This window comes from Streptococcus sp. XMC (assembly GCF_021341835.1).
Taxonomy (GTDB): Bacteria; Bacillota; Bacilli; order Lactobacillales; family Streptococcaceae; genus Streptococcus.
This window is the reverse complement of the sequence record NZ_JAJTNQ010000001.1, coordinates 743,506-766,192: the sequence shown is the minus strand read 5'-3', so window position 1 is coordinate 766,192 and position 22,687 is coordinate 743,506. Positions and strand designations below refer to the sequence as shown.

Genomic DNA, 22,687 nt, shown 5'->3' with positions numbered 1-22,687 from the left:
ATGGCAGGAAAATCAATTTTTGATAAAATCTGGGAACGGCATGTAGTGACCGGTGAGGAAGGCCAGCCCCAACTCATGTATGTGGACCAACACTATATCCACGAGGTGACCAGTCCCCAGGCTTTTCAAGGGCTTAGAGACACTGGTAGAAGGGTTCGGAGACCAGATTTAACCTTTGGAACCTTTGATCACAATGTCCCGACTGTTAACATTTATGATATCCGGGATGTGATTTCCAAGGCTCAGATTGATAAATTAGCTGAAAATGTCAAGGACTTTGGGATCGATCATGCAGGTCATGGTTCAGAAAAACAGGGAATTGTCCATATGGTTGGTCCTGAAACAGGACGTACCCAGCCTGGAAAGTTCATTGTCTGTGGAGACAGCCATACGGCGACCCATGGAGCTTTCGGCGCCATTGCCTTTGGGATCGGAACCAGTGAAGTCGAGCATGTCTTTGCCACCCAAACCATCTGGCAGGTCAAACCCAAGAAGATGTTGGTCGAATTTACCGGAACCCCACAAAAAGGGATTTATTCAAAGGATTACATCCTAGCTTTGATAGCGCGCTACGGTGTTGCCTGTGGAGTTGGCTACGTCGTAGAGTATCGGGGAGAAGCGATTGATCGCTTAACCATGGAAGAGCGGATGACCATCTGTAACATGTCTATTGAGTTTGGCTCTAAGATGGGAATCATGAATCCAGACCAAAAGACCTTTGACTACCTTCGGGGACGCGAATGTGTGCCAAATGATTTTGAGGCCGCAGTAGCGGATTGGAAGACTCTGGTCAGTGATGACGATGCCGTATATGACAAGGTCATCCGTATGGATGTATCTGACTTGGCTCCGATGGTAACTTGGGGGACCAATCCTTCTATGGGAGTGGACTTTGAAACTCCCTTTCCAGAGATTCGGGACATGAACGATGAACGTGCCTATCATTATATGGATCTAGAACCAGGCCAAAAACCTGCAGACATTGAATTAGGCTATATCTTTATCGGATCTTGTACCAATGCGCGTCTCAGCGATTTGGAGTTGGCAGCCAAGTTTGTGAAAGGCAAAAAGATCGCGCCCAACTTAACAGCCATTGTCGTACCTGGTTCTCGTCCGGTTAAGCAAGCCGCTGAAAAGTTGGGCTTGGATAAAATCTTTATGGATGCAGGTTTTGAATGGCGGGACCCAGGATGCTCTATGTGTCTAGGAATGAATCCAGATAAGGTTCCAGATGGGGTCCACTGTGCCTCTACCAGCAACCGAAATTTTGAAGATCGCCAAGGATTTGGGGCCAAGACTCATCTCTGTAGCCCCGCTATGGCAGCTGCAGCGGCAATAGCTGGTCGCTTTGTTGATGTGCGCCAAATGCCTGAAGTCCAGTAAAGGAGGAATCATGGACAAATTTACCATTTATACGGGGACAACCGTTCCCTTGATGAACGATAATATTGATACCGACCAAATCCTCCCCAAGCAATTCTTAAAGCTGATTGATAAAAAAGGCTTTGGCAAATACCTCATGTATGCTTGGCGTTATTTGGACGATCGGTATACCGAGGATCCAACATTTATCTTTAATAAGCCGGAATACCGGCAGGCAACTATTTTGATCACTGGTGACAATTTTGGGGCAGGTTCCTCTCGGGAACATGCAGCCTGGGCCTTGGCTGATTATGGCTTTAAAGTCGTCATCGCTGGTTCATTTGGAGATATCCATTACAATAATGAACTCAATAATGGAATGCTCCCGATTGTGCAGCCCTTAGAGGTTCGACAACAGTTAGCTCAGTTAGCACCAACGGATACCATCACCGTTGATTTGGAAGAGCAGAAGATTATCTCGCCTGTAGGAGAGTTTCGCTTCGAGATCGATCAAGATTGGAAGCACAAATTGCTTAACGGTTTAGATGACATCGGGATTACTCTCCAATACGAGGACTTGATTGCTGCTTATGAGAAGAATCGGCCCGCCTATTGGCAATAAAATTGTATAGTTAATTAAGAATTTTCAGAAAATATATTGAAGCTTTTTGGGATTTTTGATAGAATAGAAAAAAAGAATAGAAGAGGACGAAATTTATGACAAAACACATTCAATGGGACGGACAACTTTCACAAGAAGGATTTGAGATTTTGAAAGGTGAGGGTGGCTGTATCGTCTGCCCTACAAAAGTCGGCTACATCATCATGACCAGTGACAAGGCTGGCTTGGAACGGAAATTCGAAGCTAAAGAACGTAATCGCAACAAACCTGGTGTGGTTCTTTGTGGAAGCATGGATGAACTGCGCGCCCTTGCTCAATTGAATCCTGAAATCGATGCCTTCTATCAAAAACATTGGGATGAAGATATCTTGCTTGGTTGTATCCTTCCATGGCGTGAAGATGCCTATGCAAAATTACAAGACTTCGGAGATGGACGCGAAGAACTCATGACAGACGTTCGTGGAACTAGCTGTTTTGTCATCAAATTCGGTAAAGCTGGTGAGCAAATCGCCAAAGAAATGTGGGAAAAAGAAGGCAAGATGGTTTACGCCTCTTCAGCTAACCCTTCAGGCAAAGGAAACCGTGGGAAGGTCCAAGGAATTGGTGAGCGAATCGAAGGTGCCGTTGACTTGGTCATCGAAGCCGACGATTATGTGGCTTCCATCCAACCAGACAAGACCATTGAAACGCGCTATGAACAAGGAGTGATGGTTTCTATGGTGGATGCGGAAGGAAAACTCATCCCAGAACAAGGAGCAGGAAGTCGTTCTGTCAATACTTGTCCAGTCGTGATCCGTAAAGGATTGGATATCGATAAGATCATGATGCACTTATCTGATCATTTTAATTCTTGGAACTACCGCCAAGGGGAGTACTATTAAAAGATAGAATCTAAAAAAGAGAGTGGGACAGAAATCGGTCATTCGTTAGAATTCGATTTCGTCGTCCCACCTCCGCACAGTTGAGTAGGGCTGTAAAAGCTGATGAAATCAGCGTAGTAGAGCCCACTCAACCACTGCGTCTTTCTCGACAATCCAAAGAAAATTGAGAGGCTAGGACTTTTGTCCCAGCCTCTTTTAGTTGTCCATTTTTTCGAATAGCTGATTTCCAGCCTTAATAAGTCACGACATTAATCTTACCCTTATCATATTCTGCGATAAAGATGTCATCTACGTTTTCGAATCCTTCTTTATTCAGTTCAGCCGTGAGCCATTCTTCGGTTTTACCGATGGTCTCTAAGATCTCTAGCTGGACCACACCATCTGTAATGATTGGGTATTTGGGATTTTCATCTCCCATTCGGACGATAATGAGTTGGCCATTTTGCTCGATGACGGCTCTTTTGACTTCTTTTAATTGGAAGACCCCTTGAGAGCGCAATTTAAGAGCGACTTCAGAAGCAGAAAGGCCTTTTGAGCGACATGCTTCTGGATCTAATTTTCCGTTTTTAATGATAATGGTTGGTTTTCCATCAATCAGATGTTTGATAAAGTAAACATTGGTATTAAGCCATTTGAGTGACAGAATCAAAATCGTCCAGATGATGAGGATGATGGCATATTGAAGGATGGTAATCGAACTATTGTAGATAACCCCACCAATAATACCCCCAAGCACAAAGTTCTGTATTTGGTCTACTGCAGAACTTGGTGCTAGATTTCCTTTACCTGTTACATTGATAACAAAAACAAGAGACAGAAGCCCCAAGGCCAATTTAATCGCAATTGTAGCAAAAAAGCTTATCATTTTTCAACCTCCACCAGTTCGACATCTGTTTTATATAAGTCCATTTTTTCAAGTAAATAACTATCTGGATCTGTTCCACTAATAGCGCGGTAGAATCGGTCACCTACCTTAATAATGGCTCCATCAGTTGCAGCTGAAGTATTAACATAGACCTCTTCTTTATCAACACCCAATTCCTTTGAAACAACCTCGATAAAGTGCAAGGACGTACGGAACTGATTGTCATTGGACTCTTTGTTTTGGAAGTTTGAAATACTAATCAAAACAAAGGCTAGCAAACTTAACACAGAAATGATAGACAATTCACGGAACTTACTTCCACGTTTATCCTTATAAGCTTTAAAGGCGAACAAAGCCGTAACCAAGACTAATAGAATGGACATAATAACAATGACCCAATTTTGCTGGCTAATTTGACTAAGTACATAGTCGTAAGAATAGAATTTCATAAACATCCTTTACTTATTTTGTATTCAAGTTATTATAAACTAATTTCTCCATATCTTCAATTAGAAAAAACGAATGAAAAAATCTTCATGAACATTTTTAAAGAAAAATTGCGTTTATAGGACGAGCGCTTATAAAGTGATAGAAAGTAAAAAAACTAGAGCAAGAACTCTAGTTTTTTGGTTTTTGATGAGTGATATTTTTCCCCCAGGAGATAATATTTTCATTCTTGTTGAGGATGCGCTCGATGTTGTCCTTGTGACGGATAATAATCAAGGCTGCTAATACGAGGACGACAATGGTAAAGAATGGATCGTAGCTTGGGAGAATCCAACCAGTCAGTGGGAGGATGAGGACTCCGATACTGGCCAGAATAGCGACCGTCACACTTGAAAAGGAAATCATACTTGTCAAATAGAGGCTAGTAAAGAAATAAATAGCTAAGATAAATAGAAAGAGAGGGGAGAAGCCGATGAGGACCCCTGCACTGGTCGCTACTGCCTTTCCTCCTTTAAAGCCTGCAAAAATTGGGAAGGTATGCCCAAGGACTGCGAGAAGACCAAAGACCATTGGCGAAATCCCTGTAACCCCAAAAATAGTCGGCAATAAAACAGCCAAGGTTCCTTTAAGGAAATCAACTGCAAAGACGACCAGACCTGCCTTCGTCCCTAAGATACGGAAGGTATTGGTGGTCCCTGTGTTTCCAGAACCGTGTTCGCGTAGATTGATGTTAAAGAAGGCTTTCCCAATCCACAATCCAGAAGGGATAGAACCTAATAAGTATGCTAATACGAGTAAAAGAATTGTTTTCATCATAGTTTCATTATATCAAAATTGCTTTGAATGAAAAAGAAAATTTCGTCCATATTTGTCACATCGGATAGTCGGTTTAAGCTAATCGCACTAAAATGGGCTACTGAAAGGGAGAGAAGAAAGAAAAATTTTGCAAATTTTCCTAAAAAGCTGTAATATAGAAAAGATGAACAAACAGGAGGTTCCTTGTGTCTAAAAAGGAAATCAACATTAATAATTATAATGACGATGCCATTCAGGTTCTAGAAGGGTTGGATGCGGTCCGTAAACGTCCAGGGATGTATATCGGATCGACAGATGGAAATGGTCTCCACCATTTGGTCTGGGAAATTGTCGACAATGCCGTCGATGAAGCCCTATCTGGTTTTGGTTCTCAAATTGACGTTACGATTAACAAAGACGGTTCCCTATCTGTAGCTGACCAAGGTCGGGGGATGCCGACAGGGATGCATGCCATGGGCAAACCAACCGTTGAGGTGATCTTTACGGTCCTCCACGCAGGTGGGAAGTTTGGTCAAGGTGGCTATAAGACCTCTGGTGGTCTCCACGGGGTGGGATCTTCCGTCGTGAACGCCCTCTCTAGCTGGCTTGAGGTTGAGATTACCCGTGATGGAGCGGTCTACAAGCAACGCTTTGAAGATGGTGGAAAGCCTGTCACTACTCTTGAGAAGATAGGAACGGCTCCAAAGTCTAAGACTGGGACCAAGGTTACCTTCATGCCAGATCCAACCATTTTCTCAACGACGGATTTCAAGTTTAATACCATTGCAGAACGGATCAAAGAATCAGCCTTCTTGCTTAAGGATGTAACGCTGACGCTGACAGACCTTCGTAAGGAAGAAGACAACTATGTGGCCTTCCATTACGAGAATGGGGTTCAGGATTTCGTTGAGTATTTGAACGAAGATAAGGAAACCTTGACGCCGGTTCTCTACTTTAATGGAGAATCAGAAGGCTTCCAAGTAGAAGTCGCTCTCCAGTACAATGATGGCTATTCCGACAATATCTTGTCTTTCGTCAATAATGTCCGCACCAAAGATGGGGGAACCCACGAAACCGGACTGAAGACAGCCATTACCAAGGCTATGAACGACTATGCAAGAAAGACAGGACTTCTGAAAGAAAAAGACAAGAATCTGGAAGGATCAGACTACCGTGAAGGTTTGTCTGCTGTTCTTTCGATCTTGGTGCCAGAAGCTCATTTGCAGTTTGAAGGGCAGACCAAGGACAAACTAGGAAGTCCACTTGCTCGACCAGTTGTTGACGGGATTGTTGCTGACAAGTTGACCTTCTTCCTCATGGAAAATGGGGAATTAGCTTCCAATCTGATTCGCAAGGCCATCAAGGCCCGGGATGCGCGTGAAGCTGCTCGGAAGGCGCGGGATGAGAGTCGAAATGGCAAGAAGAACAAGAAGGACAAGGGGCTCTTGTCTGGTAAATTGACCCCAGCCCAGTCCAAGAATCCTGCCAAGAACGAACTATATCTAGTCGAAGGGGATTCAGCCGGTGGTTCTGCCAAGCAAGGTCGGGACCGCAAGTTCCAGGCTATCCTTCCGCTTCGAGGGAAGGTTCTCAATACTGAGAAGGCCAACATGAGTGATATCCTCAAAAACGAGGAAATCAACACCATGATATACACCATCGGTGCTGGAGTTGGGGCTGATTTTACGATCGAAGATGCAAACTATGACAAGATTATCATCATGACCGATGCGGATACGGATGGAGCCCACATCCAGACCCTTCTCCTAACTTTCTTCTATCGCTATATGCGACCTTTGGTCGAAGCAGGACGTGTCTATATCGCCATGCCTCCTCTTTACAAGATGTCTAAAGGCAAAGGAAAGAAAGAAGAAGTGGCTTATGCCTGGACTGATAGTGAATTGGAAGACCTAAGGCGAACCTTTGGCCGTGGAGCGACCCTTCAACGGTACAAAGGATTGGGTGAGATGAATGCGGACCAACTCTGGGAAACTACCATGAACCCAGAAACCCGCACCTTGATCCGTGTCACGATTGATGACTTGGCGCGTGCAGAGCGCCGTGTCTCAGTCCTAATGGGCGATAAGGCGGCCCCACGTCGTCAATGGATCGAAGATAACGTTAAGTTTACCTTGGAAGAAACGACCGCGTTTTAAGGAGTGCGAGTGATGGCTCTATACATAGGTTTTATTTTGTTAGTCTTTTTGTCCCCCATTTATCTTGCAATTAACATGAATCGTCGAAGAATTAGACTATTAGGCTTGTATGCACCGGTAGTCTTTACTCTATGTATGCTTAAGGTACTAGAATCCAATATTAGAATCCCAGAATCCGGTGCTTTAGAGGCAGGCATTCTCATGTTTTTATATGGATTCCCCTTGATAATTGGATCCTTAATCTTTACACTGATTCGTTTGTGTTTCGTCTATCAGAAAAAAATCTGGAAGGCATTATTGATTTTTATTTCTTATATTTTAGGTCCCCTGCTTGTAGGTGCCTTGGCCATATATGTGGAATTGGTATTTCAGATCGATCATTTCATTTACGTAGTCATTTTTTCGATGATTCTGGCTCCTATCTTCCTCCTATCTATCTCTATTTTTTCGACCGAGATCAGTAGGACCCAGCTAGAAGGTGAAAAAATATGGATTATTTAATTTCTACATTCAATCATTTTTACCAATTGTATATTGTCTTGTTTCTATCCATCTTCATTGCCTTTTGGTTGAATTGGAAAAAGAAAAATTTTTATGGCTTGTATTATCCAATCTGTTTAACAGTCATGACCTATTGTGTCGTACAATTTGATTCATTCGACGTAATTGAGAGATTCCTTCCATTCATGCTACTAGCCATCGGTGTTCAACTAATGGTTATAGTCCTAGGTGTTCCCCTTGTTGTGATTGCCTTGCTTTATCATCTCATCCGATTATTTTCAATTTTTCCTAAATATGGATGGAAAATCATCCTGATTATCCTCTCTTATCTAGCGAGTGCAGTACTTTTTTATCTGGTTATGGCTAGTATGTCGGAAGAGTTTCTGCAACGCCGAAGCATGATGATCGGGTTGATGTTCCTATCTCTTGCTCTCTCTTATCTGCCAGCTATATATTTGATCATTAGCCAGAATCGTAGGAAGGTGTGAAATGAATGATATCTTATTACCTATAGCTTTCTCTACTTTCCCATTCTTACCGGTTGTATTAGTCGCTACCTTTATTTATATTGCCATTAAGAAAAATAGATCAAAGGTCTGTTTTTTAGGGTATTTTTTCCCTCTTGCAGGGGTTTTAACCATGAATGCAATCAGTGATTATCCCTCTAAGAATCTTGAAGGGCATATATCAATTACCATAGTATTGCTGACGTTTTACTTGCCTTTATTATATACATCCCTAGTTTATAGTGGCATACGTCTCTATTCGGTTTATAGCCACCAATTATTGAAAGCCTCTCTGATTTTAGGAATCTATCTCCTTGCTAGCATCTTTATGCATTTGATGATTTTTAAAGTTCAAGGTCAATTTATTATGGTGGTCATCAACATCCATTTGGCGAAACTTATGATTGCGATTCTATCGTTTCTTCCATCTGTTTATCTATATTTTGATAAAAACCAACAATTCCAGGGATTTGTAAGTGACGAAGGAGTAGAAGATGAGAACTGAGACAGAAATGATGGACCTGATCTTGCAGATTGCTGAATCCCTGCAAGTGGAAGCAGTGGCCTTATCCGGATCGAGGACCAATCCACGGTCCCCAAAAGATGACTTCCAAGATTATGATGTGGTCTATATTGTTGAGAATCTAGAAGACCTGATTTCTGATTCATCATGGTTGGACCAGTTTGGTAAACGCATCATTGAGCAAGAAGTTACTCTAGGACATCGTCGTCTGTATCTCATGCTCTTTGAAGATGGCAACCGTATTGATTTGACTCTCTGTCCCAAGGTGCACATGAAAGAGTGGGTGGATAGTGAGGCTGGTTTCAAAGTCTTAAAAGACTACAAAGGTTTGTTTGAAGCCTATCAGCCCAATTCCAATCGCTACTGGACCTGTCCGCCTACCGAAGAAGAATTTGCAGCCTCCTGCAATGAATTTTGGTGGGTATCGGCTTATGTCGTAAAGGCCATTCGAAGAAATCAACTCATCTATGCCACTGATCACCTCTATGGCATTTGTCAGAAAGAACTCCTCAAGGTCTTAGCTTGGCAGGTGACAAATGATAGGGGAGCAGTTGATATCGGAAAGAATTACAAGTACCTCTTTCACTATCTCTCAGCTGAGAAAGAGAAGGAGTTCTCAACTCTGCTAAATCTATCTAGTATAGAGAAGGTCAGCCAGTCCTTGTTTGCTACCATGAAGTTTTTCGATCGAGAAGCTCAAATTCTGGCCCAAAAGATGGGATTTGCCTACGATCAGGAAGAGGCTGAGAAGATGATAGCTTATGCTGAAGAGAGGTTGAGCTAATATGTTAGAGAATGTATTTGCACTATTTTTTATGGGCTTCCCAGGTATACAAATTTTGCTATTGGTGTCTTCAATCTTTTTAGCTCTTCATAAAAATAAATTACATAAAAGAGTGTATGGATTATTTTTCCCGATTGTTATAATATTGTGTAATAGTTGGCTTATTTCAATAGATCGCACAGAGCTTTTTGATGATGCTTTAAGATTCCAATTCTTTCTAATTTCTTTTTGTTTTCCAATGCTCATCACAGCAGTGGTTTATCAGGCTATTCGATTTTATTCTATCTATTCGTTATTCAGGTGGAAGATCATAGTGATTAGCATTTGTTATTTAATTGGTTTAGTCTTCCATATTGTGAATGCCATGTATTGGAATGAAGTTTTTCAAGGGGATCAACAAGTATTCAATGCTTTGCTTATTGGGACTGTCATTATTTCATTTCTTCCTTCCGTATATTTATTCATTGCTCAAAATATCAAACCAGCACCTGCTAACTAAATTCTAATAGATTATAGCTTTAAACTACAGAAAGGATAGTATAGTTACTTGTAGTAACTGAATTCCTTTTTCTAAAAAAATCTACTCATCATTCTTTGAAAGGAGTTTCACACGCCCTGAGTGCTGTGTGAAACTCTTGATCCATCATTTGATAACGTATTTAAAACTACAGAAAGGATAGTTTAGTTACTTGTAGTAACTGAACACGGGACTAATTTCTTAGGAAAAAAGATAAATCGCTTTGGGTTCATCGAACCCTGCATCGATTTCCTAGTTTTTCTACAGCCGTTACCAATTCGAAAAATTACGGATGTGGATGCCCTAGGGTACTACAGAAATTTTCGGCAAGCCGAAACGTCCCTTTGTATCTTATATGAGTAATATCCAAAATATGTCTTTAGAGGACATCATGGGAGAGCGCTTTGGTCGCTACTCCAAATACATTATTCAAGAACGGGCTCTTCCTGATATTCGGGATGGCTTGAAACCTGTTCAACGGCGGATCCTTTATTCTATGAATAAGGACGGCAATACCCATGACAAGGGCTACCGTAAGTCTGCCAAGTCTGTCGGGAACATCATGGGGAATTTTCACCCTCACGGGGACAGTTCCATCTATGATGCCATGGTCCGCATGTCTCAAGACTGGAAGAACCGCGAGATCCTAGTCGAAATGCACGGAAACAATGGTTCCATGGACGGGGATCCACCGGCAGCCATGCGTTATACGGAAGCTCGTTTGTCTGAAATTGCTGGCTATCTTTTGCAAGATATCGAAAAGAACACAGTGCCATTTGCCTGGAACTTTGACGATACAGAAAAAGAGCCAACTGTTTTGCCGGCAGCTTTTCCAAACCTTTTGGTCAATGGAGCTACAGGGATTTCAGCTGGTTACGCAACAGATATTCCACCACATAACCTCGCTGAAGTCATCGATGCGGTGGTCTACATGATTGACCATCCATCTGCCAAGGTAGACAAACTCATGGAGTTTTTACCTGGACCTGATTTTCCAACGGGTGCCATTATCCAAGGGCGAGACGAGATCAAGAAAGCCTATGAAACTGGTAAGGGCCGGGTAGTTGTCCGCTCTAAGACAGAGATTGAGCAGCTCAAAGGTGGCAAGCAGCAAATTATCGTTACCGAGATTCCTTATGAGATCAATAAGGCTGTCTTGGTCAAGAAGATTGACGATGTTCGCGTCAACAACAAGGTGGCCGGTATTGCTGAAGTTCGGGATGAGTCTGACCGGGATGGTCTTCGGATTGCCATTGAGTTAAAGAAAGATGCCAATGCCGATCTGATCTTGAACTACTTGTTCAAGTACACAGATTTGCAGGTCAACTACAACTTCAATATGGTGGCGATTGACAACTATACCCCTCGTCAAGTTGGGATCGTTCCGATTTTGTCTAGCTACATTGCACACCGTCGGGATATCATTGTCGCTCGCTCTCGCTTTGACAAGGAAAAGGCGGAACGTCGCCTCCACATCGTAGAGGGCTTGATTCGCGTCATTTCTATCCTCGATGAAGTCATCGCTTTGATCCGTGCTTCTGATAACAAAGCAGATGCCAAGGAAAACCTCAAGATCAGCTATGATTTCACGGAAGAACAAGCAGAAGCCATTGTTACCTTGCAATTGTACCGTTTGACCAATACGGATATCGTAACCTTGGAAGAAGAGCATGCCAGTCTCAAGGAGCAAATCGCGACCTTGGCAGCCATCATTGGGGATGAACGGACTATGTTCAATCTCATGAAAAAGGAATTGCGTGAAGTTAAGAAGCTCTTTGGCAATCCGCGTCGCAGTGAGTTGCAAGACACTGCTAAGACGATCGAGATTGATACAGCCAGTCTCATTGTCGAAGAAGAAACCTTCGTTAGTGTGACTCGTGCTGGTTATATCAAACGGACCTCTCCTCGTTCTTTCAATGCATCAACGGTTGAAGAAGTCGGTAAGCGAGACGACGACGAATTGATATTCCTAGAGCCTGCTAAGACTACCCAGCATCTCTTGCTCTTTACCAATTTGGGAAATGCCATTTATCGACCTATTCATGAATTAGCAGATACCAAGTGGAAGGATATCGGAGAACACCTCAGTCAGACCTTGACCAATTTCGAGCAGGAAGAAGAAATTCTTTTTGCAGAGATTGTGGATCAGTTTGAGGGCGTGACCTACTTTGCAGCTACCCAACAAGGCCAAATCAAGCGCTTTGAACGCAAGGAATTGAGCCCATGGCGGACCTATCGCTCCAAATCAACCAAGTATGCTAAGTTGAAGGATCAAGAGGACCGTATCGTAGCGGTTGCACCAGTTGTTCTAGAGGACATCATGGTCATTACCAAAAATGGTTATGGCTTACGCTTCAATATTGAGGAAGTCCCAGTAGTCGGGGCTAAAGCAGCAGGAGTTAAAGCCATTAACCTCAAAGACGGGGATCAAGTTGTGGCCGTCTTTAAGTCAACGACGCCAAGCATGTACATTTTGACTCAGAGAGGCAGTCTTAAACGGATGTCTCAGGATGATATTCCTGTGACCAGCCGTGCCAAACGTGGACTGCAAGTCTTACGTGAACTGAAGTCTAAACCACACCGCGTCTTTAAGGCAGGTCCAGTCTTCACTGACCAGGGTGATTTTGATCTCTTTACGAGTCAGGAAGAAGTGGGAGAGCAAGATCAAATCCTTCAGATCACCTCGACAACAGCTCAGGTGACAGAAGTGGATGTTACCCAACTCAGCTTGTCAGAACGAACTAGCAACGGTTCCTTTGTCAACGATCAAATCTCTGATCAAGAAGTCTTTACTGCTAGAATTAAATAAAAATAAAATTAGCCAGTTTATGGCTAATTTTTTTGCTCGATAAATTTTCTGAAAATTGCAAATTTCACTTGAAATTCTCATGAAATGGTGTAAAATAGAGTACATGAATAAAGTCATCCTTTGTGGTGGCTCTTGCTATTTAGCAAGTCTTGAATGGAAGAAGGAAAACAGACATGACAGTATCACTTGATTGGGAAAATCTTGGATTTTCTTATATGAAATTACCTTACCGCTACATCGCCTATTACCGTAATGGTGCCTGGGAAAAAGGAGAACTATCCGAAGATGCCACTCTTCATATTTCTGAATCTTCTCCGAGTTTGCACTACGGACAGCAAGCTTTTGAGGGTCTGAAAGCCTACCGGACAAAAGATGGCAGCATTCAATTGTTCCGTCCAGATGAAAATGCCAAACGCCTTCAACGGACTGCAGATCGCTTGCTTATGCCTCAAGTTCCAACAGACATGTTTGTGGAAGCTTGTAAGGCAGTAGTTCGTTCCAATGAAGAATATGTCCCACCATATGGAACAGGTGGAACCCTCTATCTTCGTCCATTGTTGATCGGGGTCGGAGATATCATTGGAGTGAAGCCAGCAGAGGAATACATCTTTACGATCTTTGCTATGCCCGTCGGAAACTACTTCAAAGGTGGCTTGGTTCCAACCAATTTCTTGATCCAAGATGACTATGACCGGGCAGCTCCTCATGGGACAGGTGCAGCGAAAGTCGGTGGGAACTATGCCGCTAGCCTCTTACCTGGTAAATTAGCTAAGTCTCGGAACTTCTCAGACGTGATTTACTTGGATCCTGCAACCCACACCAAGATTGAAGAAGTAGGATCTGCTAACTTCTTTGGGATCACAGCTGATAATGAGTTTGTGACACCACTTAGCCCATCTATTCTGCCATCCATTACCAAGTATTCCTTGCTCTATCTTGCAGAGCATCGTCTTGGTTTGACACCAATCGAAGGGGATGTCCCAATCGATAACCTAGACCGCTTTGTTGAAGCAGGTGCTTGTGGAACTGCCGCTGTTATTTCACCAATCGGGGGAGTTCAGCACGGAGATGACTTCCATGTCTTCTATTCAGAAACTGAAGTAGGACCGATTACCCGCAAGCTGTATGATGAATTAACGGGTATCCAGTTTGGTGATATTGAAGCACCAGAAGGATGGATTTTTAAAGTAAACGATTAAAGAAATGATCAGAGGGAGTTGAACTCCCTCTTTTTTCTTAGGAAGAAGATACTAGCAAAATAAAATAATTTAATCATGAAACATTTTCGGCTTGCAAGCATGTGAAAAATTTTGTAAAATAAAGGGGTTGAAATGAGGTAGAAGAATGAGTAAAAAAGATAAAAAAGTCGAAATCCAAATTTCCGATAGCAAGGTAGTTGTTGGAAAAGATACCTTTGATGGCTACCAATTAGCGATTGGGAAGAAGGCTATTGCTGAGATTGCTGATATGGGGGCTCAGTTCGCTCTAGTGAAAAATGGAGCCGTAGAAAGTCTTTATAAATCACTGGAAAAAGCAGTGGAAAGTGCCATCGAAAATTATAATTTGAACAAATAAGGGGTTGCATTTTCATGAAATCAATGGTATAATTGTGTCTGTTGATTTGCTTGGAGAGATAGCGAAGAGGCTAAACGCGGCGGACTGTAAATCCGCTCCTTCGGGTTCGGGGGTTCGAATCCCTCTCTCTCCATTTCACTTTTGGGGTATAGCCAAGCGGTAAGGCAAGGGACTTTGACTCCCTCATGCGTTGGTTCGAATCCAGCTACCCCAGTTCTAGGTAATATCAGATAAGGTGGTAAAATATCTACTCAGGTATTTTATTTCTTTATATGAAGATGTCGTTGTAGATCATTTTGATTTCGTTGCGAGTGCTTGCTTAGGAAAAATAATTATAAGTATGTCAAGTTTAGAAAACTTGATTGTTGGAGGATTTTTTAGATGAATGAATTTGAAGATTTGCTAAACAGTGTTAGCCAAGTTGAGCCAGGTGATGTTGTTACTGCTGAAGTTTTGACAGTTGACGCTACACAAGCTAACGTTGCAATCTCTGGAACTGGTGTCGAAGGTGTCTTGACTCTTCGCGAATTGACAAACGATCGTGATGCGGACATCAACGACTTGGTAAAACCAGGTGAAACACTTGAATTGCTTGTTCTTCGTCAAGTAGTTGGTAAAGATACTGATACAGTAACTTACCTTGTATCTAAAAAACGTTTGGAAGCTCGCAAAGCATGGGACAAATTGGTCGGACGTGAAGAAGAAGTTGTTACTGTTAAAGGAACTCGCGCTGTTAAGGGCGGACTTTCAGTAGAATTTGAAGGACTTCGTGGATTTATTCCAGCTTCAATGCTTGATACTCGTTTTGTACGTAACACTGAACGTTTCGTAGGTCAAGAATTTGATGCTAAAATCAAAGAAGTTGACGCAAAAGAAAACCGCTTCATCCTTTCTCGTCGTGAAGTTGTTGAAGCTGCATCAGCTGCAGCACGCGCTGAAGTATTTGGTAAATTGAACGTTGGTGATGTTGTAACTGGTAAAGTTGCTCGTATCACTAGCTTCGGTGCTTTCATCGACCTTGGTGGTGTTGATGGATTGGTTCACTTGACTGAATTGTCACACGAACGCAACGTTTCACCTAAATCAGTTGTAACTGTTGGTGAAGAAATCGAAGTGAAAGTTCTTGACTTGAACGAAGAAGAAGGTCGCGTATCACTTTCATTGAAAGCTACAACACCTGGACCATGGGATGGCGTAGAACAAAAATTGGCTGCTGGTGATGTCATCGAAGGTACTGTTAAACGCTTGACTGACTTCGGTGCATTTGTTGAAGTATTGCCAGGTATCGATGGACTTGTACACATCTCACAAATTTCACACAAACGTGTTGAAAATCCAAAAGATGTGCTTAAAGTTGGACAAGAAGTAACTGTTAAAGTTCTTGAAGTAAATGCTGCTGATGAACGTGTATCACTTTCTATCAAAGCTCTTGAAGAACGTCCAGCTCAAGAAGAAGGCGAAAAACAAGAAAAACGTCAACAACGTCCACGTCGTCCAAAACAAGAAAAACGTGACTTTGAACTTCCAGAAACTCAAACTGGATTCTCAATGGCTGACTTGTTTGGTGACATTGAATTGTAATCATATTAAAAAGCTTGCTTAGGCAAGCTTTTTTCACTTGTAAAATGATCGATTTTTTGATATACTATCATAGTTGCCACCCTTAGTGTAATGGATATCACGTAAGATTCCGGTTCTTGAGATGGGAGTTCGATTCTCTCAGGGTGGATGGCGATAGGAGAGCTGAGAGGCTCTCTTTTTTGTTTCTAGGCAAGAAGGAATTTAAAAAGTAGGAGCAGGCCTTCGGGTCTCCTTTTTAATGTTTATAAGATAAAAAAACACCATGTCCTAGACATGGTGTTTGATTATTTGCTTAGTTTTTAGAAGCTGCTTGGAATTCTGGATTCTTCCATGCTTCATCAATAATAGCTTGCAATTCTTTTGCAGATGCTTGCATTTTTTGTGTTTCAGCGTCGTTCAATGGAATATTTACTGGTCGAACGATACCGTGGGCACCAACGATAGCTGGTTGACCGATAAAGACGTTTTCGACTCCGTATTGGCCTTCTTGGAAGACTGAAAGTGGAAGTACGGCATTCTCGTCATCAAGGATGGCACGAGTGATACGAGCAAGGGCAACGGCGATACCGTAGTAAGTAGCCCCTTTCTTGTTGATGATTGAGTAAGCAGCATCACGTACAGAGATGAAGAGATCTACAAGGTCAGCTTCATTCAAGTCACGGTTTGCTTGCAACCATTGTTCCAATTTTACACCGGCAACGTTAGCATGTGACCAAACAGCGAATTCTGAGTCACCGTGTTCACCCATGATGTAGGCGTGGACTGAACGTGCATCAACACCAATGGTTTCAGCAAGAGCTTGACGGAAACGAGCTGAGTCAAGAGAAGTACCAGACCCGATAACGCGTTCTTTAGGGAAACCTGAGAATTTCCAAGTAGAGTATGTCAAGACGTCAACTGGGTTTGCAGCTACAAGGAAGATACCGTTAAATCCTGAAGCAACAACTTGCTCAACGATTGATTTATTGATAGCAAGGTTTTTTCCGACGAGGTCAAGACGAGTTTCACCTGGTTTTTGAGGAGCACCTGCAGTAATAACAACGAGGTCAGCATCCGCACAGTCTTCGTACTTAGCAGCATAAATTTTCTTAGGAGAAGTGAAGGCAAGAGCGTGGCTAAGGTCTTCAGCATCACCAACCGCTTTTTCAAACAATTGAGGGATTTCGATGATACCTAATTCTTGTGCGATACCTTGAGTAACAAGTGCAAAAGCGTAAGATGAACCTACAGCGCCGTCACCGACAAGGATAACTTTTTTATGTTGTTTAGTTAAAGTCATTATTCTAAACGTCTCCTTCTATTTTTTTGGGTTTCCCCATTCGCATTTATTCTACCACTTTTACTATTCTTTGTCACGGTTTTACGTTTAATTTGGACGATGTAAACGTTTTTACATTTGTGTTCCGAAGGAGAAAAAAAGTACTAAATGTGTTATAATAGTATGGTGAATTAATTAAAGAGAGGCATTGTTTTAATGCAGGATAATAACTTAGTTGATGTTAATTTAACATCGGAAATGAAGACCAGTTTTATCGATTACGCTATGAGTGTTATCGTGTCTCGGGCTCTTCCTGACGTACGAGATGGTTTGAAGCCAGTTCATCGTCGGATCTTATACGGAATGAATGAACTTGGGGTTACGCCAGATAAACCTCATAAGAAATCTGCCCGTATTACAGGGGATGTTATGGGTAAATATCACCCACACGGAGACTCATCAATCTATGAAGCTATGGTTCGTATGGCGCAATGGTGGAGTTATCGCTACATGCTTGTAGACGGTCATGGAAACTTTGGTTCCATGGACGGTGATGGCGCCGCTGCCCAACGGTATACGGAAGCTCGTATGAGCAAGATTGCTCTTGAAATGCTTCGAGATATCAACAAGAATACAGTTGATTTCACAGATAACTATGATGCCAGCGAACGGGAACCAAACGTCCTTCCAGCTCGCTTCCCTAACTTGTTAGTCAATGGGGCGACAGGGATTGCGGTAGGGATGGCGACAAATATCCCACCGCACAACCTCGGTGAGTCTATTGATGCTGTCAAGTTAATGATGGACAATCCTGATGTGACAACGCGTGAGTTGATGGAAGTGCTCCCTGGACCTGACTTTCCAACTGGAGCCTTGGTCATGGGCAAATCAGGTATTCATAAGGCCTATGAAACAGGAAAGGGCTCGATTGTTTTGCGTTCTCGCACGGAAATTGAAGAGACCAAGACTGGTCGTGAACGCATTGTTGTGACAGAATTTCCTTATATGGTCAACAAGACCAAAGTGCATGAACATATTGTACGTTTGGTCCAAGAGAAACGGATTGATGGCATTACTGCTGTTCGGGATGAATCAAACCGTGAAGGGGTTCGTTTCGTCATTGAAGTCCGTCGCGATGCTTCAGCTAATGTCATCTTAAACAATCTCTTCAAGATGACCCAAATGCAAACCAACTTTGGTTTCAACATGTTGGCCATCCAAAATGGTGTCCCTAAAATTCTCTCCCTTCGTGAGATTTTAGGATCATATATTGAGCACCAAAAAGAAGTAGTGACTCGTCGGACCATCTTTGATAAAGAGAAGGCGGAAGCTCGTGCCCATATCTTGGAAGGACTCTTAATCGCTCTTGATCACATCGATGAAGTGATTAAAATCATCCGGAATAGCCAGACAGATGCAGAAGCTCAAGCTGAATTGATGAGTAAGTTTAAGCTTTCTGAGCGTCAAAGCCAAGCTATCTTGGATATGCGTCTTCGTCGTTTGACTGGTTTGGAACGCGACAAGATCCAAAGCGAATACGATGACCTCATTGCTTTGATTGCTGATCTTGCAGACATTTTAGCTAAGCCTGAGCGTGTAGCTACGATCATCAAGGAAGAATTGGATGAAGTTAAACGTAAATTCGGCGATGCTCGTCGTACTGAGTTGATGGTCGGAGAAGTTCTTTCTCTTGAAGATGAGGACTTAATTGAAGAAACAGACGTTTTGATTACCCTGTCCAACAAAGGCTATATTAAACGCTTGGATCAAGCTGAATTTACCGCTCAGAAACGTGGGGGGCGTGGTGTTCAAGGTACAGGGGTCAAGGATGATGACTTTGTCCGTGAATTGGTTTCTACTAGCACCCATGATCGTTTGCTCTTCTTTACCAATAAGGGACGGGTATATCGTCTCAAAGGCTATGAAATCCCTGAATACGGCCGTACAGCCAAAGGACTTCCGATTGTTAACTTGCTGAAGTTAGATGATGGAGAATCCATCCAGACAATTATTAACGTCGCTCAGGATCGTAGTGAAGACTCCTATCTCTTCTTTACAACGCGTTCTGGACTAGTTAAACGGACCAGTGTGGCCGAGTTTGCCAACATCCGTCAAAATGGCTTGAAAGCTCTTAACCTCAAAGATGAGGATGAGCTAATCAACGTCTTCCTTACTGATGGGAATGCTGACGTTATCATTGGGACTAAATTTGGGTATTCTGTTCGTTTCAAAGAGTCTGTTGTTCGGAATATGGGACGTTCAGCAACTGGTGTCCGAGGTGTCAACCTTCGTCCGGGGGATCAAGTGGTCGGTGCAAGCGTGATTACAGATCAAGATGAAGTATTGATTATCACTGAAAAGGGATATGGTAAACGCACGCGTGCTGATGAGTATCCAACCAAAGGACGTGGTGGTAAAGGGATTAAAACTGCGAATGTGGCTGAGAAAAATGGTCCTCTTGCCGGTCTCATGACTGTCAAAGGAGATGAGGATTTGATGATTATCACCAATACAGGCGTCATGATTCGTACAAGCGTCGCGAATATTTCTCAAACTGGACGTTCGACTATGGGTGTGAAAGTCATGCGTCTGGATCAAGATGCCCAAATCGTAACCTTTACAACGGTTCAAGCTGACGAAAAAGATGAGTCAGAAACTGAAAGTGAAGGGTAGGGTGAACAATGGCTTCAAGAAGAAAAAAGAAGAAAACAAGCTTACGCAATCGCTTGATTAATATCTTTGCTACCTTGCTGATCCTTTTGTCTATCGCTCTGATTTTTAATGCTCCGATTCGGAACATGATCATGGTTTGGCATACCAATCAGTACCAGGTCAACAAGGTATCGAAAAAGACCATCGATAAGAATAAAGAGGCTAAGACTAGCTTTGATTTTAAAGAAGTCAAATCGCTGTCTACAGAATCTGTCATCAATGCCCAATGGCAGGCACAAAAGTTACCTGTTATTGGAGGAATTGCAATTCCAGAATTGAAGATGAACCTTCCGATTTTTAAAGGCTTAGATAATGTGGGGCTTTATTATGGAGCAGGTACCATGAAAGAGGACCAGGTTATGGGGCAAAGGAATTACTCCTTAGCTAGTCACCATGTCTTTGGTTTGACTGGGGCAAATGAAATGCTCTTTTCCCCATTAGAACATGCCAAAGCTGGAATGAAAATCTATATCACTGATAAGGAAAAGGTCTATACCTATGTCATCAATTCTGTTGAGACAGTAACGCCAGATCGGGTCGATGTCATTGCAGATCGAGAAGGGGTAAATGAAATTACCTTGGTGACCTGTGAGGATGCCGCAGCAACTTATCGTACGATTGTAAAAGGTACTTTAGAAACTTCAGTAGATTACTCGAAAGCACCAAAAGATATCCTAGAAGCTTTCACAAAATCTTATAATCAAATGCAATTATAATCAACAAAAAAAGAGGTCCTTGACCTCTTTTTTCTGTTAATTTTCTGCCAATTTGTAAGAGGATAGTCATAAAATGTTACCTGACTGACATATTTTTGCATGCTTTCTATTTTATAATAGAAGAGTGATAGAAAGAAGCTTGGAGGAACCGAATGCCTACAGAAGATATCTATACTCTGCTAAGAAATTTCTACGGCTTACTGGTCAATGATTTTCCAAAAACGGGACTCATTACCAAGGGAATCTACGAAGTTGAACAGGTCTTTAAAACCATTGAAAACCTTCCTGATGATCAAGAACACTTAATTCGATACGAAATTCGTCAATTCCTAACGACCTTGGAACAAGTGCAAGAAGGCTATAGAATTAACTTCTCAAATGAAGAAACTCGAATCCTTGAAAACCTAAGAGAAGTAGTTTGTCCTATATAAATTTTATACAGACTCATCCATTTTCCTCCTCAATTGCGAATTATTAATTGAGGAGGTTTTTTATGTATCATATTGTATTTCAAGAAGCTAGTCTTTTACCTAGAGAACGCTTGCTTACAGAAGGCCCTGATAAGCTCAGTAATCAAGAATTGCTGTCCATCTTATTACGGACGGGGAACAAAAATAAAACAGTCTACGAGATCGCACAGGAGCTCTTAGGCTCACTAAAGAGCTTAAAGGAATTGGCTAGTATGAGCTTTCAGGAGCTACAGGAAGTTCCAGGGATTGGGAAAGTAAAGGCAATTGAGCTGTTAGCTGCTATTGAATTTGGGAAACGAATCCAGACTTCCCAAGTGATTGAAACAGAACAAATTATGAGTAGTCAGAAGCTTGCAAAGATGATGCAGCAAAAGATCGGCCATGAGAAACAAGAGCATTTACTGGCCTTGTATCTGAATACCCAGAATCAAATTATCCATCAGCAAGTGATTTTTATCGGAACAGTCAATCGTAGTATTGCAGAACCTCGAGAGATCTTGCATTATGCCATCAAGCATATGGCGACGTCTTTAATTCTTGTTCATAACCATCCATCTGGAATCATTCATCCTAGCAAGAATGATGATGGTGTCACCAAACAAATGATTGAAGCTTGCAATTGTCTTGGAATTGTTTTTCTTGACCATCTGATTGTCTCAACTGATGATTATTATAGCTACCGGGAGGAGACAGACTTATTGGTATAGAAAGAAGGAGAGTGGGACAGAAATCGGTCATTCGTTAGAATTCGATTTCGTCGTCCCACCTCTGCACAGTTTAGTAGGGCTATAAAAGCTGATGAACTCAGCGTAGTAGAGCCCACTCAAGCACTGCGTCTTGCTCGACAATCTAAAGACAATAGAGAGGCTAGGACTTTTGTCCCAGCCTCATTTTATCATGTATTTTTGCGCATAAAGTAGAGAAGGGTTTGCAGTTCACTGGTTAGATCAACATATTGGACAACCACATCTTTTGGAACTGTTAAGTGTACTGGAGAAAAGCTAAGGATTCCCTTGATACCAGCTTCAACCAGTACATCTGCAACTTCTTGAGATTTTACACTTGGAACGGTTAAAATGGCTGTTTGGATCTCTTGTCCCTCTAGTTTTTCTTTCAGCGTTGAGATGCCGTAAATCGGAATACCATCTTTACTTTTAGTACCGACTAACTCATGATCATCGGTATCAAATGCCATGACAATCTTCATCTTGTTTCGCTCATGGAAACGATAGTGAAGAAGGGCACTTCCCATATTCCCAATACCGACGATAGCAACATTGGTGATGGAGTTATCATTTAAGAGATCTGCGAAAAAGTTCATTAACTTTTTGACATCATAACCAAAACCACGTCGTCCTAGCTCCCCGAAGTAGGAGAAGTCGCGACGAACAGTTGCGGAGTCAATCCCGATGGCTTCAGCAATCTGTTTTGAATTGGCTCTCTCGATTTTCTCTGCATTAAAGCGTTTAAAAATGCGGTAGTAGAGGGAGAGTCGTTTGGCAGTAGCACGAGGAATTGGATTAGTCTTATCTTGTTTCACAATATCACAACCTTTCAAATCTATTGTATAAAAAGTTTGTGAATAAAGCAACTATCTTCTACTAAAA

The 22,687-nt window shown here is 42.2% G+C and carries 21 protein-coding genes and 3 tRNA genes; 19 read left to right on the top strand and 5 right to left on the bottom strand.

Features of this window, described 5'->3' with window-relative positions; translation table 11 throughout:
- The 3 genes from leuC (at position 1) to LXO72_RS03560 (ending at position 2,865) form a co-directional block, all read left to right on the top strand.
- Positions 1-1,383, top strand: coding sequence for a 3-isopropylmalate dehydratase large subunit (gene leuC, locus LXO72_RS03570; RefSeq protein WP_233331546.1), 1,383 nt, complete (start codon positions 1-3; stop codon positions 1,381-1,383).
- Positions 1,384-1,393: 10 nt separating this feature from the next.
- Positions 1,394-1,984, top strand: coding sequence for a 3-isopropylmalate dehydratase small subunit (leuD, locus tag LXO72_RS03565; RefSeq protein WP_233331545.1), 591 nt, complete (start codon positions 1,394-1,396; stop codon positions 1,982-1,984).
- 95 nt (positions 1,985-2,079) lie between these two features.
- Positions 2,080-2,865 carry an L-threonylcarbamoyladenylate synthase gene (locus tag LXO72_RS03560; protein ID WP_233331544.1) on the top strand — a complete coding sequence of 262 codons (786 nt, stop codon included), beginning with the start codon at positions 2,080-2,082 and terminating at the stop codon, positions 2,863-2,865.
- A 232-nt stretch (positions 2,866-3,097) separates the two neighbouring features.
- Here the strand turns inward: LXO72_RS03560 and LXO72_RS03555 are convergent, their stop codons facing one another.
- The 3 genes from LXO72_RS03555 to plsY all read right to left on the bottom strand — a co-directional run bounded on the left by LXO72_RS03555 (position 3,098) and on the right by plsY (position 4,990).
- A complete protein-coding gene (locus tag LXO72_RS03555) occupies positions 3,098-3,730 on the bottom strand; it encodes a DUF421 domain-containing protein (protein WP_233331543.1) in 633 nt (210 codons plus the stop codon).
- Positions 3,727-4,179, bottom strand: a complete 453-nt coding sequence (locus tag LXO72_RS03550; RefSeq protein ID WP_233331542.1) for a DUF3290 family protein — start codon at positions 4,177-4,179, stop codon at positions 3,727-3,729. Before LXO72_RS03550 ends, LXO72_RS03555 begins: the two co-directional genes overlap by 4 nt.
- A gap of 169 nt (positions 4,180-4,348) precedes the next feature.
- Complete coding sequence (gene plsY / locus LXO72_RS03545; RefSeq protein ID WP_233331541.1) at positions 4,349-4,990, bottom strand: glycerol-3-phosphate 1-O-acyltransferase PlsY; 642 nt, start codon at positions 4,988-4,990, stop codon at positions 4,349-4,351.
- 188 nt (positions 4,991-5,178) lie between these two features.
- On the opposite strand from plsY, the gene parE reads away from it, so the two are divergent.
- The 12 genes from parE (at position 5,179) to LXO72_RS03485 (ending at position 16,072) form a co-directional block, all read left to right on the top strand.
- On the top strand, positions 5,179-7,128 hold the full coding sequence (gene parE / locus LXO72_RS03540; protein WP_233331540.1) for a DNA topoisomerase IV subunit B: 1,950 nt from the start codon (positions 5,179-5,181) through the stop codon (positions 7,126-7,128).
- A gap of 488 nt (positions 7,129-7,616) precedes the next feature.
- The gene (locus tag LXO72_RS03535) at positions 7,617-8,117 is read left to right on the top strand and encodes a hypothetical protein (RefSeq protein WP_233331539.1); all 501 of its coding nucleotides are present in this window, start codon (positions 7,617-7,619) and stop codon (positions 8,115-8,117) included.
- A gap of 1 nt (position 8,118) precedes the next feature.
- Entirely contained in the window at positions 8,119-8,640 is a 522-nt protein-coding gene (locus tag LXO72_RS03530) for a hypothetical protein (protein WP_233331538.1), read from the top strand.
- Positions 8,630-9,442: an aminoglycoside 6-adenylyltransferase gene (locus LXO72_RS03525; protein ID WP_233331537.1), complete on the top strand. Its 813-nt coding sequence runs from the start codon at positions 8,630-8,632 to the stop codon at positions 9,440-9,442. Before LXO72_RS03530 ends, LXO72_RS03525 begins: the two co-directional genes overlap by 11 nt.
- Before the next feature lies 1 nt (position 9,443).
- On the top strand, positions 9,444-9,941 hold the full coding sequence (locus tag LXO72_RS03520; RefSeq protein ID WP_233331536.1) for a hypothetical protein: 498 nt from the start codon (positions 9,444-9,446) through the stop codon (positions 9,939-9,941).
- A 373-nt stretch (positions 9,942-10,314) separates the two neighbouring features.
- Complete coding sequence (gene parC, locus LXO72_RS03515; RefSeq protein WP_233331535.1) at positions 10,315-12,768, top strand: DNA topoisomerase IV subunit A; 2,454 nt, start codon at positions 10,315-10,317, stop codon at positions 12,766-12,768.
- Positions 12,769-12,941: 173 nt separating this feature from the next.
- Positions 12,942-13,967, top strand: coding sequence for a branched-chain amino acid aminotransferase (locus LXO72_RS03510; protein WP_233331534.1), 1,026 nt, complete (start codon positions 12,942-12,944; stop codon positions 13,965-13,967).
- Between the two features lie 145 nt (positions 13,968-14,112).
- The gene (locus LXO72_RS03505) at positions 14,113-14,343 is read left to right on the top strand and encodes a DUF2969 domain-containing protein (protein WP_233331533.1); all 231 of its coding nucleotides are present in this window, start codon (positions 14,113-14,115) and stop codon (positions 14,341-14,343) included.
- Positions 14,344-14,395: 52 nt separating this feature from the next.
- Positions 14,396-14,476, top strand: a tRNA-Tyr gene (locus LXO72_RS03500).
- A gap of 9 nt (positions 14,477-14,485) precedes the next feature.
- Positions 14,486-14,557: transfer RNA gene (locus tag LXO72_RS03495), tRNA-Gln, on the top strand.
- Positions 14,558-14,724: 167 nt separating this feature from the next.
- Positions 14,725-15,924, top strand: a complete 1,200-nt coding sequence (gene rpsA, locus LXO72_RS03490) for a 30S ribosomal protein S1 (protein ID WP_006596419.1) — start codon at positions 14,725-14,727, stop codon at positions 15,922-15,924.
- A gap of 76 nt (positions 15,925-16,000) precedes the next feature.
- Positions 16,001-16,072, top strand: a tRNA-Arg gene (locus LXO72_RS03485).
- A gap of 144 nt (positions 16,073-16,216) precedes the next feature.
- On the opposite strand, the gene LXO72_RS03480 is transcribed toward LXO72_RS03485, so the two are convergent.
- Positions 16,217-17,203 (bottom strand): L-lactate dehydrogenase, encoded by a 987-nt coding sequence (locus LXO72_RS03480; protein ID WP_006596417.1) that lies wholly within the window; start codon positions 17,201-17,203, stop codon positions 16,217-16,219.
- 195 nt (positions 17,204-17,398) lie between these two features.
- On the opposite strand from LXO72_RS03480, the gene gyrA reads away from it, so the two are divergent.
- From gyrA to radC, 4 genes are all read left to right on the top strand, one after another.
- Positions 17,399-19,855: a DNA gyrase subunit A gene (gene gyrA, locus LXO72_RS03475; RefSeq protein WP_023023148.1), complete on the top strand. Its 2,457-nt coding sequence runs from the start codon at positions 17,399-17,401 to the stop codon at positions 19,853-19,855.
- 8 nt (positions 19,856-19,863) lie between these two features.
- Positions 19,864-20,610 carry a class A sortase gene (locus LXO72_RS03470; protein ID WP_023023150.1) on the top strand — a complete coding sequence of 249 codons (747 nt, stop codon included), beginning with the start codon at positions 19,864-19,866 and terminating at the stop codon, positions 20,608-20,610.
- 152 nt (positions 20,611-20,762) lie between these two features.
- Positions 20,763-21,041, top strand: a complete 279-nt coding sequence (locus tag LXO72_RS03465) for a porphobilinogen deaminase (RefSeq protein WP_233331532.1) — start codon at positions 20,763-20,765, stop codon at positions 21,039-21,041.
- 62 nt (positions 21,042-21,103) lie between these two features.
- Positions 21,104-21,787: a RadC family protein gene (radC, locus tag LXO72_RS03460; protein WP_233331531.1), complete on the top strand. Its 684-nt coding sequence runs from the start codon at positions 21,104-21,106 to the stop codon at positions 21,785-21,787.
- Positions 21,788-21,975: 188 nt separating this feature from the next.
- On the opposite strand, the gene LXO72_RS03455 is transcribed toward radC, so the two are convergent.
- Complete coding sequence (locus LXO72_RS03455) at positions 21,976-22,620, bottom strand: redox-sensing transcriptional repressor Rex (RefSeq protein ID WP_042361403.1); 645 nt, start codon at positions 22,618-22,620, stop codon at positions 21,976-21,978.
- Positions 22,621-22,687: the final 67 nt, after the last annotated feature.